Annotated in this window: 5 protein-coding genes; 1 reads left to right on the top strand and 4 read right to left on the bottom strand. The window is 53.8% G+C overall.

Annotation, left to right across the window (positions count from 1 at the left end):
• Window positions 1-151 precede the first annotated feature (151 nt).
• The 3 genes from METAL_RS15485 to metE form a co-directional block, all read right to left on the bottom strand.
• Window positions 152-1,681 carry a DUF6513 domain-containing protein gene (locus tag METAL_RS15485; protein ID WP_005373775.1) on the bottom strand — a complete coding sequence of 510 codons (1,530 nt, stop codon included), beginning with the start codon at window positions 1,679-1,681 and terminating at the stop codon, window positions 152-154.
• A gap of 359 nt (window positions 1,682-2,040) precedes the next feature.
• Window positions 2,041-2,997 (bottom strand): methylenetetrahydrofolate reductase, encoded by a 957-nt coding sequence (locus METAL_RS15480; RefSeq protein WP_245549397.1) that lies wholly within the window; start codon window positions 2,995-2,997, stop codon window positions 2,041-2,043.
• Window positions 2,889-5,183: a 5-methyltetrahydropteroyltriglutamate--homocysteine S-methyltransferase gene (gene metE / locus METAL_RS15475; protein WP_005373772.1), complete on the bottom strand. Its 2,295-nt coding sequence runs from the start codon at window positions 5,181-5,183 to the stop codon at window positions 2,889-2,891. The genes METAL_RS15480 and metE overlap by 109 nt, the downstream gene beginning before the upstream one ends.
• Before the next feature lie 108 nt (window positions 5,184-5,291).
• Here metE and METAL_RS15470 point away from each other — a divergent pair, with 108 nt between their 5' ends.
• Window positions 5,292-6,191 (top strand): LysR family transcriptional regulator, encoded by a 900-nt coding sequence (locus tag METAL_RS15470; protein WP_005373770.1) that lies wholly within the window; start codon window positions 5,292-5,294, stop codon window positions 6,189-6,191.
• A gap of 17 nt (window positions 6,192-6,208) precedes the next feature.
• Here the strand turns inward: METAL_RS15470 and METAL_RS15465 are convergent, their stop codons facing one another.
• Window positions 6,209-11,446: a DUF4011 domain-containing protein gene (locus METAL_RS15465; protein ID WP_005373768.1), complete on the bottom strand. Its 5,238-nt coding sequence runs from the start codon at window positions 11,444-11,446 to the stop codon at window positions 6,209-6,211.
• Between the last annotated feature and the right edge of the window lie 79 nt (window positions 11,447-11,525).

The following is an 11,525-nucleotide window of genomic DNA, read 5'->3' as shown; positions in this document are numbered from 1 at the left end:
TGCCGACACCTTGCTGCGCATGGAGAAGGTTCCGGTTTCCTCCCCTGACGCGGACGAGGCATCCGGCCAGAGGGCTTCTTGAGGGGGCGCGACATCCTCATGCCGTCGCGCGATCCGGCAAGACGCCAGAGGCATTAATAAAGTCTCCGGGTCATTCAGTTTCGTCTTTCTTTGACGGCACAGGACAGGGCGATGAGCGTGAAGTTTTGTCATCTTTGGCAGGCACTGGACAAGGCGACGAGCGCGAGGCCTTGTCATCTTTGGAAGGTACAGGACAGGGCGATGCTTCGCGCGACGCCTTCAGCGTGCTGCCCGCCGCGGCGTATTCATTGAGATCGCCCGCCGTGGCCTCGGGAAACTGAACGTGGATTCCCCAGTCCAGCGGTTGGTCCTGGGTATAGCGCTTGCCCAATTTCTGAGCGATTTGAGCCCGCGCCAATTCGACGCCGAGATAAAACGCGTGCCCGCCATCGTTTTCGACGCCCAAATGCGGAAACAGCGCGAAGGGATCGCTGTCCGTCCACAGTCCGTTGCGATTGAAGATATGCACGCCTTCGGTGGAAATCATGATGCGGAAGCTCGGATCGCGGATGGCGGTCTGTAATTCTTGTATTTCCGCGAACGACAGCGGAAACGGCGCCCGCTCGTGCAGCGCCATCAAACCGTCGTCGATATGTTTCGGCAGGCGGTTGCTTTCCCGTGCGGCCAGCATGATGCGGCGGATAAGATCGGCTTCCTTGATGGCCTTGCAGGCATGCTTGCTGACTTGCGTCGCCAAAATATGGCGTACGTGCAGCTCCGAGCAAATGCCCAGCAGCATGCCGTTCATCCCGGCGGTATCGATATGAGTCAATTCCGTGAGATTGCCCACGCCCATCATGATTTCCACGTCGGGATGCAGCCGCCGCACCTCGTGGTAGCGGACAATCGAGTCGGTAAAGCCAAAGTGGATCGGATCGAGTATCGGATCGACGATGAATGGCCTACCCTTGTCCTGCATTTTGGCAATGACGCGGTCAAGAGAATCCATATCGGCGTGCGGAGTGGAAATCAACACCGGCGTCGAGGCCACCTCATCCGCGATCCACAAAGTCTCTTCATTCAGGCTCAACAGAAAATCGGCGCCGGCGCGTCCCGCCAGCAGCAGGTTTTCAGGATCGAGCGAATCGACGCTGACCAAGAAACCCTCGCTCTTCAACGCCTTGATCGCGTCGGCCAAATGCGGAAACGGCGTCGCCGGCAAACAGCCCAGGTCGATCACGTCCGCGCCGTCTCGCCGGTAAGCCTCGGCGCGGCGAATGATGGCGGCGACATCGATATGGGGCGCTTCGACGACCTCGCCGAAAATGCGCAGTTCATAGCGGCTTAAATCCGGGCGCTGCCGGGCTTTGCCAAAAAATTCGGGCAGATCGTTCAACTCTTCCGGTCCTCGTTCAACGGGTATTCCAAGATGCTGGGACAACGCTTCCAAATCGCCGCGGCAGCGACCGGGAACCAGAATCCGGTCGGCGCCAAAGGTATCGGTCAAACGGCGTTGAATCATGTCGGCGGTCATCAAGGCCGCCACCGTAACGCCCAGCACATGAACGGTGTATTCAAAATCCGGAGACATTTCTGAAAGAGTCCGGCGCAACTGCTTTTCAGCCAGCTTACCGGTAAGAAACAGAATATGCTCGGCCATCTATTAAGGATCTGGTCAAAATTAACTTCCCGAAATTTGCCTTCATCGTTCCCACGCTCTGCGCTCATCGTTATACGCAAGTCTAAAGGCGTTCGGAGTCCTACGCATGCTTGACCGCAAACCCCGCGTAGGTCGGGCAACCGCTTCACTGTTGCCCGATATCGGTGCGGAAACCTTGCACGAAGAGGGCGCTGATCCAAGATCGTCTTGCGATTGACGCCCGATTATTGTCGGGCACAAAAAGCGTGCCCGATCTACGCTGGGCCGCCCGCTGCGTTCCGAAAACTCGTGTATAACGATGAGCGCTCTGCGTGGGAAGCATAAGGGGAAGTTATTTTTTGCCAAATCCTAAACATAAACTATTTGAATAGGTTGATACGCTGAAAATATTTATTTAAATCCGCCTTGATGGGCATGAAATATACATTCAAACCCTTTTCAGCCGCCGAGGCTATGACATTATTGGCAAACTCGATGTTCCAATCGTATTCGGGGCTGAAATTTTTCGGGAATTTAACGTGATTCTTCACTTCCCAATAATTCTGCGATGCCTCGGTAATGACCGGACTGATGCCGATATAGGTTTCCAATCCGTCCATGTGTTCGGCAAATATCTCGATCAGGCGAACATCGTAAAAAGGCTGCGAAAAAAAGCCGTTAACGCCGGCATCGGCCTTGCGTTGAATATAGTTGCATTCGTTTTGCAAGCCTTGTCTATGAGGGTCGAATCCGGCATAGATATTCAGTTTCGGGAAATGCCGGCGCACCGCCCGAATCAGGTCTATCACGTTAGTATTGCTATAGTGCCGTTTCAATCCTTCAGGCGGATCGCCGGTGACCAGCAACACGTTGTCGAGTTCGTATTGCTCGATGATGCGATACAGTTCTCCGCTTTCAATCTTAAAATCGATGGCTCGAAAATGCGGGATAAAGCGATATTTGCAAGGGTCGATACGTGTCGCAAGTTCCCAGCTGCGAATATCGAAATGCTGAATGTCAGGCACGTTAATGATATTGATGGCTTTGTCCAGGCTTTGAACAAAGTCATATTGCTTTTCAAAGGCTTCCAGCGTTCTCGGTACGATTTCAAACGAAATGTTCATCAGGAATGGCGTTTGTTTTAGGGTTTTTACCTTTTCATTTTGGGTAAGCTTTCTGAAAAAGTCCCGGCATGTTGCCGAGGCTGTCGTTGCAAAAACGAGGCCGATCAGTCTGCCTTGGCGCGCAGGGTCCTGGCGGCGGCGACCATGTTGGTTAGTGCCGGGATGACCTCGCTCCACTGGCGGGTTTTCAGGCCGCAGTCCGGGTTGACCCACAGACGCTCGGCCGGGATGCGCCCGGCGGCTTTTTGCATCAAAGCGACGATGTGCTGCTCGGCCGGGATGTTGGGCGAATGGATGTCGTACACGCCGGGGCCGATCTCGTTCGGGTACTTGAAGTTGTCGAAGGCATCCAGCAATTCCATGTCGGAACGCGAGGTCTCGATGGTGATGACGTCGGCGTCCATGTCGGCGATCGAGGCGATGATGTCGTTGAACTCGGAATAGCACATGTGGGTGTGGATCTGAGTCTCGTCCGAGACGCCGTTGGCGGTGATGCGGAACGATTCCATCGCCCAGTCCAGATAGTCCTGCCATTGCGATTTACGCAGCGGCAAGCCTTCGCGCAAGGCTGCCTCGTCGATTTGAATTACGCCGATACCGGCCTGCTCCAAATCCAGCACTTCCTCGCGGATAGCCAGCGCCAGTTGCTTGCAGGATACCGAACGCGGCTGGTCGTCGCGGACGAACGACCAGTTCAGGATGGTCACGGGCCCGGTCAACATGGCTTTCATCGGTTTGTCGGTCAGCGACTGGGCGTATTTGATCCATTCGACGGTCATCGCTTGCGGACGGCTGATGTCGCCGAACAGAATGGGCGGCTTGACGCAGCGCGAACCGTAGGACTGCACCCAGCCGAACTGGCTGAACGCGTAGCCGTCGAGCTGCTCGCCGAAATATTCCACCATGTCGTTGCGCTCGGCTTCGCCATGCACGAACACATCCAGGCCCAGCGTCTCTTGTTCGCGCACGCAGCGGGCAATCTCGGCCTGCATGGCGGCTTTATAGCCGGCTTCATCCAGTTTTCCGGACTTGAAGTTGCTGCGTGCCTGGCGAATTTCTGCGGTCTGCGGAAAAGAACCGATGGTCGTGGTCGGAAACTTGGGCAATTTCAGCAGCGCGGCCTGCTTGACCGCGCGTTGGGCATAGGGGCTGTTGCGTTGCGCCAGTTGCGGAGTGATTCCTGCCAGCGCGGCCTTGACCTTAGGATTGTTTACGCGCGGTGAATTGCGGCGCGCTTCGATAGCCGTGCGGTTGGCGTCCAGTTCGGCCTTGACCGCATCGCGCCCTTGGTTCAGTGCAGCACCCAATACTTGCAGTTCATCGAGTTTCTGCTTGGCGAAGGCGAGCCAGGATTTGATTTCAGCGTCGAGCTTCTGTTCACTGTCCAGGTCGACCGGTACGTGCAGCAACGAACACGACGGCGCGAGCCACAGCCGCTCGCCCAGACGCTGAGCCAGCGGTTCGATCCAATCCAGCACGGCGTTGAGGTCGGTTTTCCAGATATTGCGGCCGTTGATCACTCCCAAAGACAGCACCTTGTCCGCAGGTAACGGGTCGATCAGCGGCTCCACGTCGCTAAGGCCGTTGATGGTATCGACGTGCAGGCCGGCGACCGGCAGCTTGGCGGCGAGTTGCCGGTTTTCTGCCAGTTGGCCGAAATAGGTGGCTAGCAACAGCTTGACGCGGCTGGCCTGCAAGTGTCGATAAGCGGTATTGAACGCGTCTTGCCAGGCCGCATCCAGTTCGGTGACGAGTATCGGTTCGTCGATTTGCACCCATTCGACGCCTTCTGCGGCCAATGTCTCCAGCAGTTCCGCATAAACCGGCAGCAGTTTGGGCAGCAGCACGAACTTGTCGGAAGCATCCTTGGCCTTGCCCAGCCACAAATAAGTCACCGGGCCGATAATGACCGGCTTGGCGTTAATGCCTTGCGCCTTGGCTTCAGCCAGTTGCTCCAGCAGGCGAGAGGCATCCAGCTTGAATTCGGTGGCGGCAGTGAACTCGGGTACGATGTAATGGTAATTGGTATCGAACCACTTGGTCATTTCGCCGGCGGCTACCCCGCCGCAGCACTCGGAAGATTCGTTCGCGGACTGCGCCGAACGGCCGCGGGCTACCCGGAAGTAGTTGTCCAGCACGTCGCCATGGAAATCCTGCACGCGTTCGGGCAGATTCCCCAGAGTGAAGCTCATGTCCAGCACCTGGTCGTAAAACGCGAAGTCGCCGACCGGCGCCAGATCCAGCCCGGATTGCATTTGCCAGTGCTGCCCGCGCAATTGTTTGCCGAGCGCTTTCAGTTCGTCGCGTGAAGATTGGCCTTTCCAATACGCTTCCAGAGCGAACTTCAGCTCGCGCATTGCGCCGATGCGCGGAAAGCCTAAATTGTGAATTTTTGTCATAGATAAATACCTTTTGTTGAATTTTTTCATACGAAAGCCATTGTAAACAAGACATGTAATGAAGATAATTGATAATTCTTCACTTAATTATGAGATTTATTCAACGATATGGAACTGATTCATTTGCGCATTCTGCTGGCGTTAAAACGCCATGGCACGCTAAGCGCGGCGGCGGATACCCTGCACCTGACCCAGTCGGCGCTGTCGCATCAGATTAAAAACCTGGAGCAGCGTCTGGGCGTGACGTTATGGTACAAACAGGGACGTTCGCTGATATTGAGCCAGGCGGGGCGCTACTTGTCGGAGGTTGCCGAATCGGTGATTGCCACCGTCGATTCGGCGGAAAATCATCTGGCGCAACTGGCTGCAGGCAAAACCGGCAAACTGACCATAGGCATCGAGTGCCACGCCTGCTACGAGTGGTTTCGCAATATTCTGCAACCCTATCTGAGAGCTTGGCCGGAGTTGACCGTCGAAGTGACCTCGCGCTACCGCTTCGAGTCGTTCGAAGCCATCCGCCAATACAAACTGGACGCGGTGCTGACCTCCGACCCGGTCGATAACGGCCTGCTCAGCTATCAGCCGCTGTTCGATTTCGAACTGGTCTTGATCGTCGCCGACAGCCATCCGCTGGCCGGCCGCACTGAAATTACCCCGGCCGATTTGCGCGGCGAAACGGTGTTGACCTATCCGGTGGCACGCGACCGCCTGGACATGTTCCGCAAGGTGCTGCAACCCGCCGGCATCGAGCCCGCCGCCCACATCCCGGTTGAAGAAACCGACATCATGCTGCAACTGGCCGCCGCCGGCCGCGGCGTCTGTTTGCTGCCGGAATGGCTGTTGGCCGACAAACACGCCAAGCTCGGACTGACCGGCCTGCGTTTCGCGGGTCTGCCCATCGGCAAAACCATGTATTTGGCCTGCCGGCACGAAGATGCCGGCTTGGAATATTTACGCTGGTTGGTGGAACATGCCGCAACGGCAGTGGAAGTCGAAGCACATCGTTAAATATGAATCCATCAGGGCTATGCAGACTTGGATTTTTCTGCGCCCTCTTGAGTTGATTTCAAAAGATTTTGCAGGGTTTGATTTAGCAGTTCTAAAGATTTTTCTCGATTAGTCCACCAGTCGGTAGACCAAACTCGGAGCAAGGTCCACCCAAGCCCCTCAAGCACCGATTGACGGATTTTATCTCGTTCACGTGCGTAAGCCGAGCTGTGATACATAGCGCCATCACACTCAATTCCGGCCAGATAAATTCCGGGGCGGTCAGGATGGACTACCCCTAAATCAATCCGATAGGCTGAGACGCCGATTTGCGCGTGAATCTCCCAGCCTTTCTCGCGTAGAGCTTTTGCGACCGCAGATTCGAACGGCGATTCAAAATCCCCTAATGATCCATGAACGGCTGCACCGAGTACTACGGCTCCTCGGTCGGCATATTCCAGAAAATGCTTCAAATCTCTAACCGCAGACGACGAGGTACGCGACAAATCAATGCGGTCGTGGCTCAGTGTCGAAAACACCAACATTTCCATCCGGGCTCTGGTCATGGCAACGTTAAGGCGTCTTTCGCCCCCGGTACGATTGAGCGGGCCGAAGTTCATGGTGACGTGCCCACTCTGGTCGGGACCATAGGTAACGCTGAATAAAATCACATCCCTCTCGTCGCCTTGTACGGTTTCAAGGTTTTTGACGAATACAGGTTCCAGCATGTGTTCAGAAGAAAACGCCCATTCGATTTCCGGATTTTTCGTGCGCGCATCGTCCAGTAAATCTTCAATCAACGACTGTTGCTCGGTATTAAACGTGACGACGCCAAGGCTTTGTTGGCGTACGTTCGGATCAATGTGGGTTAAACGGGACACAATTTCAGCAACGATGGCTTTAGCTTCGCCTTCGTTATGCCGCGCCTTGCCGCGAGCGTAAAAGCCGTCGGGACGAATCAAGCGAACGCCACGGTCGGGATTGACAGGCGCTGGGAAGGTAATTAATTCGTTGTCGTAATAGCGATTGTTTGAGAAAGCGATCAGACTTTCTCGTTTTGAGCGATAGTGCAGATTGAGCGTTTGCCTGGGAATGCTGGCCCCGAGTAGCTCGTCAAGAATACTTTCCAGGTCGTTTTCCACGTCCACTTCGCCGTCGGGATCGTCATCGGCCCGGGCGAAAAAGTTTGTCGGCGGCATTTGCTTTTGGTCGCCTGCGACAATCGCCTGGCGACCGCGGGCTAACGCGCCTACGGCATCCCAAACCGTGATTTGCGAAGCTTCGTCGAAAATAATGACGTCAAATAAAGCTTGGTCTGCTGGTAAGTATTGCGCAACCGATAACGGTGACATCATCAGACAGGGCGTCAACGCGGTTAATACTTCAGGAATTTCCTGAATCAACTGGCGTACCGGTTTATGCCTGGCCTTCTTCTGCAGCTCATGTTGCAACACGCCCCATGAGGAACTGCGTTGTATGGCTGCGGCAACAGGCAATTGACCGGAAAGCTTGGCCGCAATGTAGGCGGCGGTCAGTTTTTGAAAGGTGCCGTCAATCGTGCGGAATTTTTCAATCGTCGCGGTGTGTTCCGGTGTAGAAAAGGTTCGCAATACCTCGTCCTCGCCGATCACACGACTGGACCACCAACTGCAATAGGCCGCTTCAAAGGCTTCATTGATTTGGCTGGGCAGGATTCGACCGGATTCGATCGCAGCGACCAATGCGCCGAGTTCCAGTGCCAATGCTTGGTCGCGACGTCTGCGCCAGTCGCACCACGCGCGCAATTCCGCATGATTGGCCGCAATGTGTTCGACTGTGTTTTTAATGGCGCCAAGCGCTTTCCGGTTTTGGGCAAAATGCTGGCGAATCGATTGGCCGGCCAACGCTTCGAACTCAAGACAAGCCTCTTGCATTTGGCGATGGGCAAGCGCAAAACGGTTTGCCACTCGTCCAACCGGCGCATCAATCGTCAAGAGATCGTTGCCGTCAGCCAGCAGGGTTCTGATTTTGCTACGAATATCGATCAGGGCGGAAGTATCTTCTGCAAGCTTTCCGGTGATGGCGTGTATCCGCTCGCCCAGTTCGTACAGAACTTTGAGACTATCGGTGTTTGTTGAATGTCCCTGCCAATCCTTGAATCCGGATAGACTTTTATCGAGTCGGTCTATAGCCTCGCCGTGATCCCGCAGTTGTTTAAGTACCACTGCATCTCGTTCGGGATTAGGCTTGCCTTTGGCGCCTGCCCGTTTCAGGCGTTTTATGACCCGTCTGCGCAACCAGGCACGCTTGGGCCACCAGACGGATTGGGCATGTTGCCAATGTTGGGCAATTTCTTCACCGTCGACGTTGCGCCAAGCAAAGCAATCGTACTGACAACTAAGTTGGCCGAATGCTGCCGAATAGTTGGATAGCCGAGTGACTGCTTCTTTCAGTGCGTCGATACGATCCAGGCCATCCGGTTCTAACGCATAAGCGACCGGCTTACGCCATGAGGCGACGAAGATATCGGCAAGCTCCGCCAGAGCATCCAGTCTCGATACCGAATAATCCGGCACAGCGATCTTTAACATACCTAAGAGTTCGGTCATAGCGTGTTCCAGACCCTGTACCGCACTGGACAAGCGTCCTGCCCGTTCAACAATTTGCCCTTCCCATTGTGGCGACCAATCACCATGCGAGATAAGCCGTAACTCCTCGGATAATAGGTTCCCGATTGAACAAGCTTGAATTTGCAGTCGGTCAACGGCTTCCCGCATTTGTTCCAATCGCCCGGTATCGTGCTGATTGGCGGAAGGCCAGTTGAAGGTGATGTTTGAAGCCAGCGCATGGTCTCGAATTTTGACTCCGATGGCGTAATGCGCGGTCAATCCATTCGGCCAACGCGCGTGTAAACGGCTGACAACCATGTTGAGGCGGTCGCGGAGTTCGCGAAGGGTTTCCGCCTCTTTCTCCCAGTTTTCGGAAATTGAATGATGTTGCGCCTGCCAAGACCGGCGCAATTGATCCAGAACGTCCGATTTGCTGGCTTTATTGGAGTGTAATTGCAGGCAAAATCTTGCAAGATCAACGTCTTTTAATCGGCGATAGACCACCTCCAATGCAGCGGTTTTTTCAGAGACAAACAATACGGTTTTGCCTTTACCGAGGAGATGAGCGATCAAATTACTGATGGTTTGGCTTTTTCCGGTTCCGGGCGGGCCGATGATCACAAAATCTTTTCCGCGATCCGCAGTGGCGACCGCCGCCATTTGTGATGCGTCAGCGGGTAGCGGTGTTAACAAATCGGAGGGTTTGTATTCGCGATCCACTATCGATCGATCGACGAATGCAATCTCACTCGGGTAAGGTTCACGAGGAGTGTCAATCAAATGCTTAACCACCGGATTACTGCGCAGTGCGTCGGTACGGTCAACCAGGTCTTTCCACATCAGATACTTGGCAAATGAAAAATGCCCCAGTACAACGTCTTCAATCACCTCGAAACCCGGCGCTTCCTTGATCGCTTGACGCACATGATTCCAAATTCCGTTCAGATCGATACCGCTATGATCGCCGGGCAATGCGCCATCCAGACCGCGAATATCAATCTCGAAATCTTTACGCAACATTTCCAATAATGTCGTGTTGAAACGAGACTCATCGTCATGCGCAAAGAGTTTGACGCCACTGCGCACCGATTTGCGCTCGATGGAAACCGGCAATAAAACCAGTGGGGCGCGGAAACGGCGCTGATCTTTGTCATTTTGCTTCCACAATAAAAATCCCAGGGCCAGATAAAGTGTGTTGGCACCGCCTTCTTGAAGCGCAACTTGTGCTTTACGGTAGATATCGACCACACGCAAGCCAAGTTCCTGTTCCGGAAGATCGACTAGTACTTGATTTCGTGACAGAGCCTCGCGGGCATACTCGTCGGTGATAATGTCGCCCGTACGCTGCTGGTGCAGCGCTTGATCCTGAGCTTGCGAAGTGGGTTGCGGAACCGATTGAATCGAAATTCTGGAGCCTTCGGCCAGTTTGTCTTCAAGTAAACCTGGGTCAGGACAAAGGATACGTAGACTGGATTTAGTGGATTTGTAGTTCAGCAGTGGATTGCGCGCCGACAAGTCGAGCAATTTACGTTGCCACCGTTCTAAACGACCTGCTGGCGTTTCGGGCAATTTTTCATCTTCGGCGTTCTGATCAAAACCCGGCAGTGCAGGTGCTTCTTCCAGTGATAGCGTGATTCGAGCGTCATTGTTATCGGCCTCGGTCCGAGTCTGGCCTAATTTAAGTCCCAGTGGCGTAATTCGATGGGCACGCGCGCGTCGAATGTCAATTGCCGCATTAAAGGTGTCATCCTTATCCACAACAATGGATTGTTCGCCACTGCCGATGGCTTTTGAAAAGGGAACCGCCGGATGCTGAGTGACGCAGGTGGTTTCGATGAGAATTAATTCTTTAAGCTGAATCCGTTTTCGTAAGGTTTCTGCATCGTCAATGACGATAGTTGTTAATTCTTCCGGTTGCAGCCAGACGCCAACTAACGCATGCCCTTGAGGTAAAGCCAGGATCGGATTTAAACCTGCCTGTTCCAATGAGGCGGCAAACAGCAGGGTTGAGTCTAAACAGGTGGCTATCTTGTTTTCCAGAATCTGGCTGGGTAAGCGAATCTTTTGACCGTTCCGTTCAAAACTGGCTGGAGGTATCGCATAGGTGATACCCAAATTACTGATAGCCGAATAAATGGCTGACGTGATTTCCCAAACGCGTTGACGGCTGCCGGATTGATAGCCGTCAATGCCGTCAGGCTTGCCCGAGGCGCGGAGGATCAAGCTGGCATCGCGCAACACACGGTCAATTGCCGACTCATTTGGCATTGCAAATGCCGCCAAAAGCTCCGGCATATAGTCGGAACCGCCCCATTCGTTGTAGGCCAAGAGCTCAATCGATTGGGTTTCCTGAGCTAAAACTTGTTCGCCTTGTTCTACGGTGACCGTAATCGTTCCCCGCATCGAGTCCGACAAGTTGAGTAAAAAATTGCCGTTTAACTCGATATCGCGGTCTTTGATCGGCACAATAGCCCCGGCGGAAAGACGATCCAATCGCCAGGATTTTGGTTTCAAAAACAATGGATTTGCAGTTAAAGTAACGATCAGGGTTTCGTATTTAACTTGCGAATCGCCGTTTTCAATCCGTAAGTCCCTTAGCAAGGCAAATGCATTTTGGTGACAGGCGAAATTTAGCTTTGTCGCAATATCACAGTAAATCTTGATTGAAGATGCTTCTTCATTTGCCATCGAGAACTCCTGATTTGTGGGGTAATTTTTTATAGTTACACATTAAATTTTTCCGCGAAGCTACTTAGAATCAGAGTGA

The organism is Methylomicrobium album BG8, from assembly GCF_000214275.2.
GTDB classification, from domain to species: domain Bacteria; phylum Pseudomonadota; class Gammaproteobacteria; order Methylococcales; family Methylomonadaceae; genus Methylomicrobium; species Methylomicrobium agile.
This window is presented reverse-complemented; position numbering and strand designations above follow the sequence as displayed.

Coding starts and splice junctions, on each gene's coding strand:
- METAL_RS15470 (WP_005373770.1), top strand. CDS start 5,292: ATGGAACTGATTCATTTGCGCATTCTGCTGGCGTTAAAACGCCATGGC.
- METAL_RS15465 (WP_005373768.1), bottom strand. CDS start 11,446: ATGGCAAATGAAGAAGCATCTTCAATCAAGATTTACTGTGATATTGCG.
- metE (WP_005373772.1), bottom strand. CDS start 5,183: ATGACAAAAATTCACAATTTAGGCTTTCCGCGCATCGGCGCAATGCGC.
- METAL_RS15485 (WP_005373775.1), bottom strand. CDS start 1,681: ATGGCCGAGCATATTCTGTTTCTTACCGGTAAGCTGGCTGAAAAGCAG.